At 66.1% G+C, this 15,162-nt stretch carries 17 protein-coding genes; 1 reads left to right on the forward strand and 16 read right to left on the reverse strand.

Annotation, left to right across the window (positions count from 1 at the left end; all coding sequences use genetic code 11):
- Positions 1–2: 2 nt before the first annotated feature.
- The 16 genes from nuoL to AC07XS_RS05315 all read right to left on the reverse strand — a co-directional run bounded on the left by nuoL (position 3) and on the right by AC07XS_RS05315 (position 13,229).
- The gene (nuoL, locus tag AC07XS_RS05240) at positions 3–2,105 is read right to left on the reverse strand and encodes an NADH-quinone oxidoreductase subunit L (RefSeq protein WP_182713795.1); all 2,103 of its coding nucleotides are present in this window, start codon (positions 2,103–2,105) and stop codon (positions 3–5) included.
- Positions 2,106–2,107: 2 nt separating this feature from the next.
- Positions 2,108–2,416, reverse strand: a complete 309-nt coding sequence (gene nuoK / locus AC07XS_RS05245; RefSeq protein WP_182713796.1) for an NADH-quinone oxidoreductase subunit NuoK — start codon at positions 2,414–2,416, stop codon at positions 2,108–2,110.
- Positions 2,416–3,042 carry an NADH-quinone oxidoreductase subunit J gene (locus AC07XS_RS05250; RefSeq protein WP_182713797.1) on the reverse strand — a complete coding sequence of 209 codons (627 nt, stop codon included), beginning with the start codon at positions 3,040–3,042 and terminating at the stop codon, positions 2,416–2,418. Before AC07XS_RS05250 ends, nuoK begins: the two co-directional genes overlap by 1 nt.
- Positions 3,043–3,113: 71 nt before the next feature.
- Complete coding sequence (gene nuoI / locus AC07XS_RS05255) at positions 3,114–3,605, reverse strand: NADH-quinone oxidoreductase subunit NuoI (protein WP_054765538.1); 492 nt, start codon at positions 3,603–3,605, stop codon at positions 3,114–3,116.
- Complete coding sequence (locus tag AC07XS_RS05260) at positions 3,605–3,838, reverse strand: hypothetical protein (RefSeq protein ID WP_182713798.1); 234 nt, start codon at positions 3,836–3,838, stop codon at positions 3,605–3,607. The genes nuoI and AC07XS_RS05260 overlap by 1 nt, the downstream gene beginning before the upstream one ends.
- Complete coding sequence (locus AC07XS_RS05265) at positions 3,835–4,068, reverse strand: hypothetical protein (RefSeq protein WP_182713799.1); 234 nt, start codon at positions 4,066–4,068, stop codon at positions 3,835–3,837. The genes AC07XS_RS05260 and AC07XS_RS05265 overlap by 4 nt, the downstream gene beginning before the upstream one ends.
- The gene (nuoH, locus tag AC07XS_RS05270; RefSeq protein WP_152950066.1) at positions 4,069–5,148 is read right to left on the reverse strand and encodes an NADH-quinone oxidoreductase subunit NuoH; all 1,080 of its coding nucleotides are present in this window, start codon (positions 5,146–5,148) and stop codon (positions 4,069–4,071) included.
- A gap of 3 nt (positions 5,149–5,151) precedes the next feature.
- A complete protein-coding gene (gene nuoG / locus AC07XS_RS05275) occupies positions 5,152–7,197 on the reverse strand; it encodes an NADH-quinone oxidoreductase subunit NuoG (RefSeq protein WP_182713800.1) in 2,046 nt (681 codons plus the stop codon).
- Positions 7,197–7,688: a hypothetical protein gene (locus AC07XS_RS05280; protein WP_182713801.1), complete on the reverse strand. Its 492-nt coding sequence runs from the start codon at positions 7,686–7,688 to the stop codon at positions 7,197–7,199. Before AC07XS_RS05280 ends, nuoG begins: the two co-directional genes overlap by 1 nt.
- Before the next feature lie 2 nt (positions 7,689–7,690).
- Positions 7,691–9,004, reverse strand: a complete 1,314-nt coding sequence (nuoF, locus tag AC07XS_RS05285; RefSeq protein ID WP_182713802.1) for an NADH-quinone oxidoreductase subunit NuoF — start codon at positions 9,002–9,004, stop codon at positions 7,691–7,693.
- Positions 9,005–9,394: 390 nt separating this feature from the next.
- Positions 9,395–9,676, reverse strand: coding sequence for a hypothetical protein (locus AC07XS_RS05290; protein ID WP_054765531.1), 282 nt, complete (start codon positions 9,674–9,676; stop codon positions 9,395–9,397).
- Positions 9,676–10,353 carry an NADH-quinone oxidoreductase subunit NuoE gene (gene nuoE / locus AC07XS_RS05295; RefSeq protein ID WP_182713803.1) on the reverse strand — a complete coding sequence of 226 codons (678 nt, stop codon included), beginning with the start codon at positions 10,351–10,353 and terminating at the stop codon, positions 9,676–9,678. The genes AC07XS_RS05290 and nuoE overlap by 1 nt, the downstream gene beginning before the upstream one ends.
- Positions 10,350–11,564 carry an NADH-quinone oxidoreductase subunit D gene (locus tag AC07XS_RS05300; RefSeq protein WP_054766920.1) on the reverse strand — a complete coding sequence of 405 codons (1,215 nt, stop codon included), beginning with the start codon at positions 11,562–11,564 and terminating at the stop codon, positions 10,350–10,352. The genes nuoE and AC07XS_RS05300 overlap by 4 nt, the downstream gene beginning before the upstream one ends.
- A 65-nt stretch (positions 11,565–11,629) precedes the next feature.
- Complete coding sequence (locus tag AC07XS_RS05305; RefSeq protein WP_182713804.1) at positions 11,630–12,274, reverse strand: NADH-quinone oxidoreductase subunit C; 645 nt, start codon at positions 12,272–12,274, stop codon at positions 11,630–11,632.
- On the reverse strand, positions 12,271–12,882 hold the full coding sequence (locus AC07XS_RS05310; protein WP_152950061.1) for a NuoB/complex I 20 kDa subunit family protein: 612 nt from the start codon (positions 12,880–12,882) through the stop codon (positions 12,271–12,273). The genes AC07XS_RS05305 and AC07XS_RS05310 overlap by 4 nt, the downstream gene beginning before the upstream one ends.
- Positions 12,852–13,229: an NADH-quinone oxidoreductase subunit A gene (locus tag AC07XS_RS05315; RefSeq protein WP_054765527.1), complete on the reverse strand. Its 378-nt coding sequence runs from the start codon at positions 13,227–13,229 to the stop codon at positions 12,852–12,854. Before AC07XS_RS05315 ends, AC07XS_RS05310 begins: the two co-directional genes overlap by 31 nt.
- 204 nt (positions 13,230–13,433) lie before the next feature.
- Here AC07XS_RS05315 and AC07XS_RS05320 point away from each other — a divergent pair, with 204 nt between their 5' ends.
- Positions 13,434–15,065 carry an AbgT family transporter gene (locus tag AC07XS_RS05320; protein WP_182713805.1) on the forward strand — a complete coding sequence of 544 codons (1,632 nt, stop codon included), beginning with the start codon at positions 13,434–13,436 and terminating at the stop codon, positions 15,063–15,065.
- The last annotated feature ends 97 nt before the right edge of the window (positions 15,066–15,162 follow it).

Here is a 15,162-nt window from a genome sequence, read left to right on the forward strand (position 1 = left end):
GATCAGGCTCCCCACGCGAGGATGGCGAAGGTGAGCAGACCAGCCACCCCGAGCAGCATCACGAAGGCATAGTAGTAGAGGAATCCGGACTGGAACTTGGACAGCCAGCCGGCCGATTTCAGCGAGGCCCAGGCGGCGCCGTTGGGGCCGAAGCCGTCGATGATCTTCACGTCGAAGATCTTCCAGAAGGCGTCGCCCAGGGCCCGGAAGCCGCGCACGAAGACGAAGTCGTACAACTCGTCGAAGTACCACTTGTTGTACAGGAAGCGGTAGATCGCGCCGTCCCGCTCGGCCATGCGACGGCCCATGCCCTCGCGCGCCACATAGATCCAGTAGGCGAAGGCCGTGCCGATCAGGGTCAGGATCAGGGGCGACCACTTCACCCAGGTCGGAACCTCGTGGCTTTCGTGGAGCACATGATTGTGCTCGCCGGTGAAGATGGCGCCACGCCAGAACTCATGCTCGTGGTGGCCGATGAAGTGCGGCGCGAAGACGAAGCCTGCAGCCACGGCGCCGACCGACAGCAGGATCAGCGGAACCAGCATGACCCAGGGGCTCTCGTGCGGGTGCAGCGGGCCGTGGTGGCCGTGGTCGTCGTGGGCATGGTCGTCGTGACCGTGCGTGTCGTGACCGTCGGCGATCGGCTCGGAATGGGTTTCCAGCTGGGCGTGCGAGGCGTGGTCGTCGGCGTGGTGAGCGTCGCCCTCTTCCTTCCACACAGGCTTGTTGTGGAAGGTCATGAAGACCAGACGCCACGAGTAATAGGCGGTCAGACCGGCGGCGATAATGCCGACGAAGAAGGCGAACAGCCCGACTGCGCTATGGCCGCTGGCGGCCGAGGCGTAGGCGCTCTCGATGATCGAGTCCTTCGAATAGAAGCCGGCGAAGCCGCCGACGCCGGGGATGCCCAGGCCGGTGATGGCGATCGTGCCGATGGTCATGACGGCATAGGTGATCGGCAGCAGCTTCCACAGGCCGCCCATCTTCCGCATGTCCTGCTCGTGGTGCATGCCGTGGATCACCGAACCAGCGCCAAGGAACAGCAGGGCCTTGAAGAAGGCGTGGGTGAACAGGTGGAACATGGCCGCCTGATAGGCGCCGACGCCCGCCGCGAAGAACATATAGCCCAGCTGCGAACAGGTCGAATAGGCGATGACCCGCTTGATGTCGTTCTGGGTCAGGCCGACCGTAGCGGCGAACAGGGCCGTGATCGCGCCGATGATGGCGATGATCTGGGCGGCGCCGGGGGCGTGCTCATAGATCGGCGACAGCAGGCAGACCATATAGACGCCGGCGGTCACCATGGTGGCCGCGTGGATCAGGGCGGACACCGGCGTCGGGCCTTCCATCGCGTCCGGCAGCCAGGTGTGCAGGAAGAACTGGGCCGACTTGCCCATGGCCCCGATGAACAGCAGGAAGCCGGCCAGATCCAGCGCGGACCACTGGACGCCCAGGAACTCCCAGGTCGTCCCCGCCTTGGAGGCGACCAGCGGGAACAGTTCGGCGAACTCGATCGTGCCGTACATCCAGAAGACGGTCATGATCCCCAGCACGAAGCCGAAGTCGCCGACCCGGTTGACCACGAAGGCCTTGATGGCGGCGGCGCTGGCGGTCGGCTTCTTGTACCAGAAACCGATCAGCAGATAGGAGGCCAGACCCACGCCTTCCCAGCCGAAGAAGATCTGCATGAAGTCGGCGGCCGTCACCAGCGCCAGCATCATGAAGGTGAACAGGGACAGATAGGCGAAGAAGCGCGGCCGGCTGTCGTCCTCGGCCATATAGCCCCAGGAGTAGAGGTGAACCAGCGAAGAGACGCTGGTGACCACGATCAGCATGGTCGCCGACAGGGCGTCGATGCGGATCGACCAGGCCGACTGGAAGTCCCCCACATTGATGAAGGGCGCCAGGCCGATGGTGAAGGGCTCCAGATGGCCCCAGGTCCACTGGCCGAAGACCGTCCAGGCGACGGCGCACGAGAAGAACAGCAGGCCGGTCGTTACGGTCTGCGACGGGATGTTGCCGATCCGACGGCCGAACAGGCCGGCGATGGTCGCGCCCAGCAGCGGGGCGAAGATCCCGAGAATGATCAGGGTGTGGAGGTTCACGCTCAGCCCTTCATCACGGAGGCGTCGTCGACGGCGATGTCGCCGCGGTTGCGGAAGAAGGTCACCAGAATGGCCAGGCCGACGGCGGCCTCGGCCGCAGCCACGGTCAGGACGAACATGGCCATGATCTGCCCCGACACCTCATTGAGATAGGCCGAGAAGGCGACGAAGTTGATGTTCACGGCCAGCAGGATCAGCTCGATCGACATCAGGATGATGATGACGTTCTTGCGGTTCACGAAGATGCCGAAGACCCCGATGGTGAACAGGGCGGCGGCCGTGCCGAGATAGTGGATCAGACCGATTTCCATCAGAGAAGCTCCTCGGGCGAGACGCCCTGCCCGGTCTGCACCGACTTGACCTCCATCGCCTTGGCGACGGAGCGGTTGACCTGGTCCGAAATGTTCTGGCGCTTGATATGCGGCTTGTGGCGCAGGGTCAGGGTGATGGCGCCGATCATGGCGATCAGCAGCACGATCCCCGCCGCCTGGAAGAAGTAGACATAGTCCGTATAGAGCACCCGGCCGATCGCCTCGACATTGGTCATGTCGGCGCTCGGCGCGCCCGGCGCCGTCAGGCCGGCGGTCGCGCCGCCCTGGATGACGGCGATGGACACAAGGATCATCTCGAACAGCAGCACGGCCGCGACGATGGCCCCGATCGGCAAGTAGCGGGCGTAGCCGCCCCGAAGCTTCAGAAAATCGACGTCCAGCATCATCACGACGAACAGGAACAGCACCGCCACAGCCCCGACGTAGACGACGACCAGCAGCATCGCCAGGAACTCGGCGCCGAGAAGGACGAACAGACCCGCAGAGGAGAAGAAGGCCAGGATCAGGAAGAGAACGCTGTGCACGGGATTGCGCGCGGTCACGACCAGAAGGCCGGACACCACGGCGGTGGCCGCCAGCAGATAGAAGGCTATGCCTTGCAGCATGTCGGGACGAGGCCCCTTTCGTCTCGGTCGTGACCCCGTTTGGGAATCGCCGACCCGTTAGCGTGAGCGCCTTAGCGGTAAGGCGCGTCGAGTTCCAGATTCTTAGCGATATGGCGTTCCCAGCGGTCGCCGTTGTCCAGCAGCCGGGCCTTGTCGTACAGCAGCTCCTCGCGCGTTTCGACGGTGAACTCCGAGTTCGGGCCCTCGACGATGGCGTCCACCGGGCAGGCCTCCTGGCACAGGCCGCAGTAGATGCATTTGACCATGTCGATGTCGTAGCGGGTCGTGCGGCGGCTGCCGTCGGCGCGGGGCTCGGCCTCGATGGTGATGGCCTGGGCCGGGCAGATGGCCTCGCACAGTTTGCAGGCGATGCAGCGCTCTTCACCGTTCGGATAGCGGCGCAGGGCGTGTTCGCCGCGGAAGCGGGGCGATTGCGGGTTCCGCTCGAACGGATAGTTCACGGTCGCCTTGGGGCGGGCCATGTATTTGAGGGTCAGGCCGATGGCGCCGATGGCGTCGAGCATCATCGCGCCCTTGGCGGCCTGGGCGATACGGGTGAACATCACGAGCGATCCTCTGGCGCAGGGGCGCCGTTGGTTGAAGTCTGGGCCGGGGCGACGGCCCGGGTCTTGGTCGGGGTCTGGGCTGGAACCTGGGTTTGGGCGGCGCGCCATTCGCGCTCGATCCGCTCCTGGCGCTGCTGCCACTGATAGCCGGATTCAGGCATCCGGGTGTCGGGGGCGCAGGCCGTCATCACAAGCGCGAGGACCAGCAGCGGGAGGATCAGACGGGTCATGCTCCGCCCCTCCGCAGCACGTCCTTGCAGTCCATCGTCTTATAGCGGGGATCGTCGCGGTTCATCATCCGGCACAGATTGACCGTCTCGCCGTCACGGCGCGCTCCGTCCTCGCGCCGCTCCAGCGACGCGGCGGGATCGGTCGGCGCCGGTGCGGGAATGGGCGCGAATGTGCAGGCGGCGAGCCCCCCCGACGCGGCCATGGCCAGGATGACGGCGCGCGAGACCATCTAGGCCCCCACCGCGAAGACGCGCCAGGCGGCAGTGACCACCACGGCGACCAGAGAGGCGGGCAGGAAGATCTTCCAGCCCAGCCGCATCAGTTGGTCATAGCGGAAGCGAGGCACGAAGGCCTTCACCAGGGCGATGGCCAGGAACCAGAAGACGGTCTTGGTGACGAAGGTCAGCAGATAGATCGTATAGGCGATCCAGGCCGGCAGGTCGTCCAGCGTCTCCTGCGACAGGAAGCCGGGGTTCCAGCCGCCGAAGAACAGGATGGTCATCATCGCCGACATGAAGACGATGTTGACGTACTCGCCCATCATGAACAGCAGATAGGTGGTCGAACTGTATTCGACCTGATAGCCGGCCACCAGTTCCGACTCCGCTTCGGGCAGGTCGAACGGCGGGCGGTTGGTTTCCGCCAGGGCCGAGACGAAGAAGACGATCGACATGGGGAACAGGATCACGATCAGGGGCCAGGTCCCCTGCCCGCCGCCGAAAGCGTACCAGTTCCAGAAATAGCCGCTCTGACCTTCGACGATCTGCGACAGGTTCATGGTGCCGGCCAGCAGGATCACATTGATGATGATCAGGCCCAGCGAGACCTCATAGGACACCATCTGGGCCGCCGAACGCAGCGAACCCAGGAACGGATACTTCGAGTTCGAAGCCCATCCGCCCATGATGATGCCGTACACGCCCAGCGACGACACGGCGAAGATGTACAGGATGCCGACGTTCAGGTCCGACACCACCCAGCCCGGCGCAAAGGGGATCACGGCCCAGGCCATGAAGGCCAGGACCACGGTGATGACCGGCGCCAGGATGAAGACCGCCTTGTCCGCGCCGGAGGGGATGACCACCTCCTTCAGCACGAATTTGATCATGTCGGCGAAGGACTGGAGCAGGCCGAAGGGACCGACGACGTTCGGCCCTTTGCGCATCTGCACCGAGGCCCAGACCTTGCGGTCGGCCAGCAGCAGGAAGGCGACGGCGACCAGGACGCCGACGGTGATCAGCAGGATCTGACCGAGGGTGATCAGCGTCCAGCCGCCGGGCGTGGCCCAAAAGGAGGTAGCAGCGTCCATGACTTACTCCGCCGCCATCGCGACCGGGGCGATCCGCAGGGCGGACAGTTCGGCCATGGTCGCACTGGCGCGCGCGATCGGGTTGGAAAGATAGGGATCGGCGACGATCGAGGTGAAGGCCCGGTCGCCCAGGTCGCCCTTGACGCCCAGCTTCGACGGGTCAAAGGCGGCCGGCGTCGGCAGATAGTCGATCCGGCCGAAGGTCGGATGATCGGCCATCATCCTGGCGCGCAGCTGGTCCAGGGTGTCGTACGGCAGGGTCTGGTCGACGCGGGCGGACAGGGCGCGGATGATCGCCCAGTCTTCCTTGGCCTCGCCCTTGGGGAAGACGACGCGTTCAGCCATCTGCACCCGGCCTTCGGTGTTCACATACAGGCCCGACTTCTCGGTATAGGCCGCGCCCGGCAGGATGACGTCGGCGCCGTGCGCGCCCCGATCGCCGTGGCTGCCCAGATAGACGCGGAAGGCGTTCGAACCGGTCGGATCGACTTCGTCGGCGCCCAGCAGGAACAGAACGTCCAGCGCGCCCGGCTTCAGCATGTCCGCTGCCGTCAGGCCGCCCTCGGCCGGCACGAAGCCCATGTCCAGGCCGGCCACGCGCGCGGCGGCGTGGTGCAGGACGTTGAAGCCGTTCCAGCTGTCGGTCACGACCCCGACCTTCTTGGCCAGGGCGCCCAGGGCGTTCAGGACGGCGGCGCCGCCCTCCCCGCCCAGAGCGCCGGAGCCGACGATGATCGCCGGCCGCTCGGCCTTGGTCAGGAAGTCCATCGCCGACTTGGGCAGCTTGGCCAGGGTCTTCGACCCGGCGCCCAGATAGGCGTAGTCGAAGGTCAGGTCGGCCTGTTCGCCGATGACGCCGATCTCGACCCCGCCCTTGATCCAGCTCTTGCGCAGACGGGCGTTCAGCAGCGGCGCCTCGACGCGCGGGTTGGCGCCCACGATCAGGATGGCGTCCGCCTTTTCAATGCCTTGCAGGCCGGAGTTGAACAGCCAGCCCTCGCGCGGGCCATAGCCCAGGGCGGCGCCGTCCTGGCGGCAGTCGGTGTTCTTGGAGCCCAGGGCGCGGAACAGGTCCAGGGTCGCCTTCATCGACTCGGCGTCCTGCAGGTCGCCGGCGATGACGCCGATGCGGTCGGCCGAGGCGGCCTTCAGCCGGGCGGCGACGGCGTCCAGCGCCTCGTTCCAGGTGGCGGCGCGCAGCTTGCCGTTCTCGCGGATCCAGGGGCGGTCCAGGCGGCGCGCGGTCAGACCGTCGACGACATAGCGGCTCTTGTCCGACAGCCACTCCTCGTTGATCCCCTCGTTCACGCGCGGCAGGACCCGCATGACCTCGGAGCCGCGGTAATCGGCGCGGATGTTCGAGCCCAGGCCGTCCATGACGTCGATGGTCTCGGTCTTCTTCAGTTCCCACGGACGATAGTGGTACTGCCAGGGCCGGTGGGTCAGGGCGCCGACCGGGCACAGGTCGTTGACATTGCCCGACAGTTCCGAGGCGACCGACTTCTCGAGATAGGTGGTGATCTCGGCGTCCTCGCCGCGCGAGATCATGCCGATGTCCGGCACGCCGGCGACCTCGGTGATGAAGCGAACGCAACGGGTGCACTGGATGCACCGCGTCATGAAGGTCTTGATCGTCGGCCCCATGTTCTTTTCTTCGACCGCGCGCTTGTTCTCGGCATAGCGAGAACCGTCGCGGCCATAGGCCATGGACTGGTCCTGCAGATCGCACTCGCCGCCCTGGTCGCAGATCGGGCAGTCCAGCGGGTGGTTGATGAGCAGGAACTCCATCACGCCTTCGCGGGCCTTCTTCACCATCGGGGTGTCGGTGAAGATCTCCTGGCCGTCGGCGGCCGGAAGCGCGCACGAAGCCTGGGGCTTGGGCGGTCCGGGCTTCACCTCGACCAGGCACATGCGGCAGTTGCCGGCGATGGACAGGCGTTCATGGTAGCAGAAGCGCGGGATTTCCTGCCCCGCGCGCTCGGCGACCTGGAGCACGGTCATGCCGGGCTCGAACTCAACTTCGACGCCGTTGACCTTGGCGACTGGCATCAGCGGGCCTCTTCTTCAGCAGGAACGGCCAATTCGGCCTGTTCCGTCGTCCCATCCGGGAGGGTCTGGGTGATGGTGATCGTCTCGCCGTCCATGACGTAGCGGACCACCGGATCGTCCGACTGGTTCATCCAGCGCACGAAGGTTGGATCGGGCAGATCGAGCGGTTTCCACACGATCAGGTCTTTCTCGACGCGGCAATCGGCGCGCATCCGGCCGCCGTCGACCGGGGCGCGCCAAGAGGCGTGGACCACCTCGCCCTCCACGCCGTCGATGGCGACGGCGCCGGGCTGCTGCCCGTGAATGGCGGCGAGGCCCGCGCGACAGACCCGGCGCAGATCGACGGGCGTCAGGACCGCCGGCGCCGTCTTCACGGCGTCGGACGGTTTGGCTGCGGCCGCGACCTTTTCCGCAGGCGTGGGCGCAGCCTCGCGCTCGCCGCAAGCGGCGAGAGCCAAGGCTCCGATCACGATGGCGGACAAGCGGCGCATCCCTACTCCGCAGCGATCGCGTGGCCGGCGAAGTTCGCGCGGCGGCTGCGGTAGTTGGCGATACGGTCTTCGATCTCGTGACGGAAGTGACGGATCAGGCCCTGGACCGGCCAGGCGGCCGCGTCGCCCAGGGCGCAGATGGTGTGGCCCTCGACTTGACCGGCGACGTCCAGCAGCAGGTCGATTTCCGACGGATCGGCCTCGCCCACGGCCATACGCTCCAGCACGCGCCACATCCAGCCGGTGCCCTCGCGGCACGGCGTGCACTGGCCGCAGCTCTCGTGCTTGAAGAAATAGCTGATGCGGGCGATCGCCTTCACGATGTCGGTGGACTCGTCCATCACGGTGACGCCGGCGGTGCCCAGCGACGAGCGAACCTCGCGCATGGAATCGAAGTCCATCAGCACGGTTTCCGCCTGTTCGCGCGTGATGACCGGGCAGGAGGCGCCGCCGGGGATGATGGCCTTCAGATTGCCCCAGCCGCCGCGAACGCCGCCGCCGTGCTCTTCGATCAGCTGGCGCAGCGGGATCGACATGGTCTCTTCGACGACGCAGGGCGTGTTCACATGGCCCGACAGCGACATCAGCTTGGTGCCGGTGTTGTTCGGGCGGCCGAAGCTGGCGAACCAGTCTGCGCCGCGGCGCAGGATGGTGCCGACGACGGCGATCGACTCGACGTTGTTCACCGTGGTCGGGCAGCCGTACAGGCCCGCGCCGGCCGGGAACGGCGGCTTCAGACGGGGCTGGCCCTTCTTGCCTTCCAGGGATTCCAGCAGGGCGGTCTCTTCGCCGCAGATATAGGCGCCGCCGCCGTGGTGGATATAGACGTCGAAGTCCCAGCCGTGGACATTGTCCTTGCCGATCAGCCGGGCCTCATAGGCCTGCTTGACCGCCGCCTCCATCCGCTCGCGCTCGAGCACATATTCGCCGCGCAGATAGATGTAGCAGGCGTGGGCCTGCATGGCGAAGCTGGCGATCAGGCAGCCTTCGATCAGCAGATGCGGATCGTGGCGCATGATCTCGCGGTCCTTGCAGGTCGCGGGCTCGGATTCGTCGGCGTTGACGACCAGGTAGTGAGGCCGATCCTTCACTTCCTTGGGCATGAATGACCATTTCAGACCGGTCGAGAAGCCTGCGCCGCCACGGCCGCGCAGGCCGGACGCCTTGACGTTGTTGATGATCCAGTCGCGGCCAAGGTCCAGCATGTCCTTGGTGGCGTTCCAGGCGCCGCGGGTCTTCGCCCCGTCCAGCGTCCAGTCGTGGAAGCCGTACAGGTTGGTGAAGATCCGGTCCTTGTCTTCGAGAATGCCGACCATCAGGCTGCTCCTGCGTCTACGCCGACGGGGGGGACCGAGAGCGGACTGGCGTTCGAGGCCGAGATCGCGCTGGCCGGGCGGCGGCTGACGCGGTTCAGGGCTGGGTTTGTTACGCGGTTCGGAAGCATCAGCAGGACCGGGTGTAGGCGTAGAGGGAGCAGTCGCGGGGGCGACCGAAGGGGATGTGGGCGGGGTTTGCGTCACGGACCCAGCGCTCAGCGACAGACTGGCCGCGCCGGCCAGATTGACCAGCAATCGACCTGTCCCGGCGGGGCTCCACCCGCCTCGGCCGCGCTTGGGCGCGCGGCGCCCTGCCCGCTTCTGATCCGTCGACATGGCGCCCCCCGGCACGCTGCATCGAGTTCAAGAAACCACAGTAGATCGACGCGCTCATGACGAAGCGCCTTCCAGCTCGCGCATACGGCGTCGGTGATGTTGGGTGCGGGTGTAGACGGCGCCGATGACGCAGGCCCAGCCCAGGCCCAGCATGACGTAGGAGGCCGTATAGGCCCAGTCGCCCAGGCCGGGCGTGCCCTGCCGGGTGAACAGGATCAGCATGGCGGCGCCGACCACGAGCGCGAGTCCGCCCGCGCGCAGGGGGCGCGCGACCTGGCGCAGCTCCTTGCGGTATGCGGCGCGGCCTTCGTCGCTGTCGAGGTCAGGGGCAGGCATCAGGCCGGAGCCTTCTCGACCGGCGCGGGATCGCTGTTGGGCAGTTTCTTGATCGGCTTGGCGGCCGAGCCGTCATACAGCTTCGGGTCCAGCAGGGTCTTGGCCCCGCCGGCCGGCGCTGCGTTGTGGCGACCGATGTAGGAGCCCGGCTTGGGCGCCTTGCCCGCCGCGAAATCGTCGATGATCTGGGCCATGGTCTCGGGCGTCAGGTCTTCGTAATAGTAGTCGTTGATCTGTGCCATGGGCGCGTTGGAACAGGCGCCCAGGCATTCGACCTCCTGCCAGGTGAAGCGGCCGTCGGCGGACAGATGGTCCTTGGGACCGATCTTTTCCTTGCAGACCTTCATCAGCTCATTGGCGCCGCGCAGCATGCAGGGCGTGGTGCCGCACACCTGGATCAGGGCGGTCTTGCCGACCGGCTCCAGCATGAACATGGTGTAGAAGGTCGCGACCTCCATCACCCGGATGAAGGGCATGCCCAGCAGTTCGCCGACCGCGCGAATGGCGGGTTCTGAGACCCAGCCTTCCTGCTTCTGCACCAGCCACAGGATCGGGATCACCGCCGACTGGCGACGGTTTTCCGGATATTTCTTGATCCACCATTCGGCCTTGGCCTGGGTGTCCTTCGAAAAGGCGAACGAGGCCGGCTGTTCCTTGGCGAGACGACGAACGCTCATCGGTCCACTTCTCCGAAAACGATGTCGAGCGAGCCCAGGATGGCGGAGACGTCAGCCAGCTGGTGGCCGCGGTTCATCCAGTCCATGGCCTGCAGGTGACGGAAGCCCGGCGCCGAGATCTTGACGCGATAGGGTTTGTTGGTGCCGTCCGACACCAGATAGATGCCGAACTCCCCCTTGGGCGCCTCGACGGCCGCATAGACCTCGCCTTCCGGCGTCTTGAAGCCTTCGGTGTACAGCTTGAAGTGATGGATCAGGGATTCCATCGACCGCTTCATCTCGCCGCGACGCGGCGGCACGATCTTGTTGTCCTCGACCATCACCGGCTCGCCGGGGCAGTTGCGCAGCTTATGGATGCACTGCTCCATGATGCGCACCGACTGCTTCATCTCCTCGATGCGGCAGAGGTAGCGGTCCCAGCAGTCGCCGTTCTTGCCGACCGGAATGTCGAACTCCATCTCGGCGTAGCACTCGTAGGGCTGCGACTTGCGCAGGTCCCAGGCGATGTCCGAGCCGCGCAGCATCACGCCCGAGAAGCCCCAGGCCAGGGCCTGTTCCTTGGACACCACGCCGATGTCGACGTTGCGCTGCTTGAAGATGCGGTTTTCGGTGACCAGGCTCTCGATGTCGGCCAGGGCCTTGGGGAACTCCAGGCACCAGCGACCGATGTCGTCGATCAGGTCCATCGGCAGGTCCTGATGGACGCCGCCGGGGCGGAAGTAGTTGGCGTGGAGACGCGCCCCGCTGGCGCGCTCGTAGAAGACCATCAGCTTCTCGCGCTCTTCGTGACCCCAGAGCGGGGGCGTCAGGGCGCCGACGTCCATGGCCTGCATGGTCGCGTTCAGCAGGTGGTTCCCGATCCGGCCGATCTCCGAATAGAGGACGCGGATCAGCTGAGCCCGGTACGGAACCTCGATGCCCAGCAGCTTCTCGATGGCCAGGCAGAAGGCGTGCTCCTGGTTCATCGGCGCCACATAGTCGAGCCGGTCCAGATAGGGCACGTTCTGCAGATAGGTGCGGGCCTCCATCAGCTTTTCGGTGCCGCGATGCAGCAGGCCGATATGCGGATCGACGCGCTCGACGATCTCGCCGTCCAGCTCCAGCACCAGACGCAGCACGCCGTGCGCGGCCGGGTGCTGCGGGCCGAAGTTGATGGTGAACTTGCGGTCGTCCATGTCGCGGGCATGGTCGGTCCGGTGATCCATCGGCATGTCTTCGAAGGGATCTCCGCCGCCGCCGCTGTTCGCGGACGCAGGGATACGGGCGCCGTCAGCCATCAGCCCTTCACTCCAGCCTTTTCGTCGCCGGGCAGGACGGGCGCCGGATAGTCGGCGCCTTCCCACGGCGACAGGAAGTCGAACGTGCGGAATTCCTGCGTCAGCTTGACGGGTTCATAGACGACCCGCTTCTGCTCTTCGTCGTAACGGACCTCGACATAGCCCGTCATGGGGAAGTCCTTGCGCAGCGGATGCCCCTCGAACCCGTAGTCGGTCAGCAGGCGCCGCATGTCGGGATGGCCTGCGAAGATCATCCCGTACATGTCGTAGGCTTCACGCTCGAACCAGCCGGCGGACGGATAGACGTGGCAGACGGTCGGGACCGGCTGGACCTCGTCGGTGGCGACCTTGACCCGGATGCGGGCGTTCCGCGTCAGGGACAGCAGGTGATAGACCACCTCGAACCGCTCTTCGCGATCCGGGTAGTCGGCGCCGCAGACGTCCAGCAGTTGCTGGAACCCGAACCGGTCGCGCAGGGCGGTCATCACCTCGACGATGTGTTCGCGCGGCGCGACCAGGGTCAGTTCGCCAAAGGCGACCTGGGCCTCGACGCCCCAGCCGTCGCCGGCGAGCGCCCCGACCAGCTCGGCGCCCATCGGCGTCAAGGCGGCCTCGAACTGGGCTTGAACGGCCAGCGAGCTCATCGGTCGATGGTCCCCGTGCGGCGAATCTTCTTCTGCAGCTGCAGCAGGCCGTACAGCAGGGCCTCGGCCGTCGGCGGGCAGCCGGGCACATAGACGTCCACCGGCACCACGCGGTCGCAGCCGCGCACGACGCTGTAGCTGTAGTGATAATAGCCGCCGCCGTTGGCGCAGCTGCCCATAGACACGACGTAGCGAGGGTCGGGCATCTGGTCATAGACCTTGCGGATGGCCGGAGCCATCTTGTTGGTCAGGGTGCCGGCGACGATCATCAGGTCCGAATGGCGCGGACTGCCGCGCGGGGCCATGCCGAAGCGTTCCACGTCGAAGCGCGGCATCGACATCTGGATCATCTCGACGGCGCAGCAGGCCAGGCCGAAGGTCATCCACATCAGCGAGCCGGTGCGGGCCCAGGTGATGACGTCGTCCAGCGAGGCGGTCAGGAAGCCGCGCTCGCCCAGTTCGGTGTTCACCGCCTCGAAGAACTTGTCATGGACCTTGGGGTCATAGCCCTCGACCGTCGACCGGGCGGCCGAGTTGGCGGGAACCATTGCGCCGGGAAGCGGCGACGAAGGCGCGATCACTCCCATTCCAGGGCTCCCTTCTTCCATTCATAGATGAAGCCGATGGTCAGGACGCCCAGGAAGACCATCATCGACCAGAAGGCGAAGATCATGCCCGCCTGCGACAGGTCGAACATCGACACGGCCCAGGGGAAGAGGAAGGCCACTTCCAGGTCGAAGATGATGAACAGGATGGACACCAGATAGAAGCGGACGTCGAACTTCATCCGCGCGTCGTCAAAGGCGTTGAACCCGCACTCATAGGCGGACAGCTTCTCGGCGTCCGGATTTTTCGGCGCCAGCAGCAGCGGCAGGGCGATGAAAAGCACGCCGATGAAGGCGGCCACGCCGGCGAAGATCAGCACCGGCAGATATTCGAGCAGAAATGCGTTCATTCAAAGAACCTCGGCCGCCGGGGAGAGGCGGGATTCGGGGCTTCTTAGACCCAACGTCGGCGCGGTTCAAACCCCTGTGACGACGGGTTTTTTGTTGCGAATCGGTCGCAGGTTTTCGGGCTATATGTCGCAGGTGGGGCGCTTGCCGTCTTCGGCGGCGCGCGGCCCTACTGACGGCCTGAGTTCGCACCCGAAAGTCCAACGATGAATCCAGCCGCGCGCCTTCTGAACACGGTCGAGAGGATCGGAAATCGTCTGCCCGATCCAGTCTTTCTCTTCCTCTGGCTGGTCGGCGGTCTGATTCTGCTCAGCATGATCGGCGCGGCCCTGGGCTGGTCGGCGGTGAATCCGGTGACGGGCGATCGGCTGGCGGCCCAGAGCCTGCTGTCGCCCGAAAACCTGGAGCGGCTGATCATAGGCATGCCGCGCACCCTGGCGGACTTCCCGCCGTTGGGGATCGTCGTCACCATCATCTACGGGGCTTCGGTGGCGGAAAGGGCGGGCCTGTTCGCCACGGCGATTCGCGGCGCCCTGCTGAATGCGCCGCGGGCGATCCTGACCCCGATCGTGGTTGTGACGGGCATGGTCTCCCACCATGCGTCGGACGCCTCCTATGTCGTGGTCATCCCCCTGGCGGCGGTCATCTTCGCTGCGGCGGGTCGGCACCCCCTGGCGGGTCTGGCCGCCGGGTTTGCGGCCGTGTCGGGCGGCTATGCCGGAAATCTGTTTCCCGGCGCCAGCGACGCCTTGATCCTGGGGATCACTGAGCCGGCGGCCCACCTGATCGACCCCTCCTATTCGGTGAACATCGCCGGCAACTGGTTCTTCATCATCGGGGTCGTCCTGGTCTTCACCCCCATCGTCTGGTTCCTGACGGACCGGGTGATCGAGCCGCGCCTGGGGCCGTGGGCGCCGTCGGCGGACGCCGCCGCTCCCGCCGCCTCCGAGAAACAGCCCCTGACCGCCGATGAGAAGCGCGGCCTGGCCTGGGCCGGACTGGCCCTGATGGGGATGATCGCCCTCTGGGCCCTGATCACCCTCCTGCCCGGCTCGCCCTTCGTCGATCCGGCGGCCGAGCCCGAACAGAGGTTCAATCCCCTGTACCGTTCGCTGGTGGCCTTCTTCGCCGTGACCTTCTTCCTGACGGGCGCCGCCTATGGGGCCGGTTCGCGGTCGATCCAGTCGCATCGGGACCTGGTCCGCATGATGCGCGACGGCATAGCCCAGTTGGCGCCCTATATCGTGCTGGCCTTCTTCGCCGCCCATTTCGTAGCCATGTTCAACTGGTCGGGGCTGGGGCCGATCCTGGCGGTCAACGCCGCCGCCGAGCTGAAGAGCCTGGCCCTGCCCGCCCCCCTGCTGCTGATCTGCGTGGTCTTCGTCTCCTGCTTCTTCGACCTGTTCATCGGTTCGGCCTCGGCCAAATGGTCCGCCCTGGCTCCGATCGTGGTGCCGATGTTCATGCTGTTGGGGATTTCGCCCGAGATGACGACCGCCGCCTATCGGATGGGCGATTCGGTCACCAACATCGCCACGCCGCTGATGAGCTACTTCCCCCTGATCCTGACCTTCGCCCAGCGCTGGGATCCGCGCTTCGGCCTGGGGTCTCTGATGGCGACCATGCTGCCCTATGCAGGGGCCTTCCTGGTCGCCGGCCTGATCATGGTGGCGGCCTGGGTCACGCTGGACCTGCCGCTTGGGCCGGGCGTCGGCGTCTATTACGAACCGCCCGCCCCCGCCGTCGCCGCCCAGGAGCCTGCTGCAGGCGGTCTGGCGGGTCCGCACACCCCGCCCCAACCGGCGGCGGTCCCTTCGCCCACAGCCCCGTCGCGCTGAGGCCCGTCTTATCGAAAAAGGTCGCTTGACGCGCTGTGTAAGCCCGCCTAAACGACGCCCCTCGCCGGGGCGCACAGCCGCTTCGGTCGGGAAACGC

The sequence above is a fragment of the Brevundimonas sp. GW456-12-10-14-LB3 genome, from assembly GCF_059424365.1.

Excerpts from the sequence above, each read along its gene's own strand:
- nuoK (WP_182713796.1), bottom strand. The coding sequence starts at position 2,416 with ATGGAAATCGGTCTGATCCACTATCTCGGCACGGCCGCCGCCCTGTTC.
- AC07XS_RS05250 (WP_182713797.1), bottom strand. The coding sequence starts at position 3,042 with ATGCTGCAAGGCATAGCCTTCTATCTGCTGGCGGCCACCGCCGTGGTG.
- nuoI (WP_054765538.1), bottom strand. The coding sequence starts at position 3,605 with ATGTTCACCCGTATCGCCCAGGCCGCCAAGGGCGCGATGATGCTCGAC.
- AC07XS_RS05260 (WP_182713798.1), bottom strand. The coding sequence starts at position 3,838 with ATGACCCGTCTGATCCTCCCGCTGCTGGTCCTCGCGCTTGTGATGACG.
- AC07XS_RS05265 (WP_182713799.1), bottom strand. The coding sequence starts at position 4,068 with ATGGTCTCGCGCGCCGTCATCCTGGCCATGGCCGCGTCGGGGGGGCTC.
- nuoH (WP_152950066.1), bottom strand. The coding sequence starts at position 5,148 with ATGGACGCTGCTACCTCCTTTTGGGCCACGCCCGGCGGCTGGACGCTG.
- nuoG (WP_182713800.1), bottom strand. The coding sequence starts at position 7,197 with ATGCCAGTCGCCAAGGTCAACGGCGTCGAAGTTGAGTTCGAGCCCGGC.
- AC07XS_RS05280 (WP_182713801.1), bottom strand. The coding sequence starts at position 7,688 with ATGCGCCGCTTGTCCGCCATCGTGATCGGAGCCTTGGCTCTCGCCGCT.
- nuoF (WP_182713802.1), bottom strand. The coding sequence starts at position 9,004 with ATGGTCGGCATTCTCGAAGACAAGGACCGGATCTTCACCAACCTGTAC.
- AC07XS_RS05290 (WP_054765531.1), bottom strand. The coding sequence starts at position 9,676 with ATGCCTGCCCCTGACCTCGACAGCGACGAAGGCCGCGCCGCATACCGC.
- nuoE (WP_182713803.1), bottom strand. The coding sequence starts at position 10,353 with ATGAGCGTTCGTCGTCTCGCCAAGGAACAGCCGGCCTCGTTCGCCTTT.
- AC07XS_RS05300 (WP_054766920.1), bottom strand. The coding sequence starts at position 11,564 with ATGCCGATGGATCACCGGACCGACCATGCCCGCGACATGGACGACCGC.
- AC07XS_RS05305 (WP_182713804.1), bottom strand. The coding sequence starts at position 12,274 with ATGAGCTCGCTGGCCGTTCAAGCCCAGTTCGAGGCCGCCTTGACGCCG.
- AC07XS_RS05310 (WP_152950061.1), bottom strand. The coding sequence starts at position 12,882 with ATGGAAGAAGGGAGCCCTGGAATGGGAGTGATCGCGCCTTCGTCGCCG.
- AC07XS_RS05315 (WP_054765527.1), bottom strand. The coding sequence starts at position 13,229 with ATGAACGCATTTCTGCTCGAATATCTGCCGGTGCTGATCTTCGCCGGC.
- AC07XS_RS05320 (WP_182713805.1), top strand. The coding sequence starts at position 13,434 with ATGAATCCAGCCGCGCGCCTTCTGAACACGGTCGAGAGGATCGGAAAT.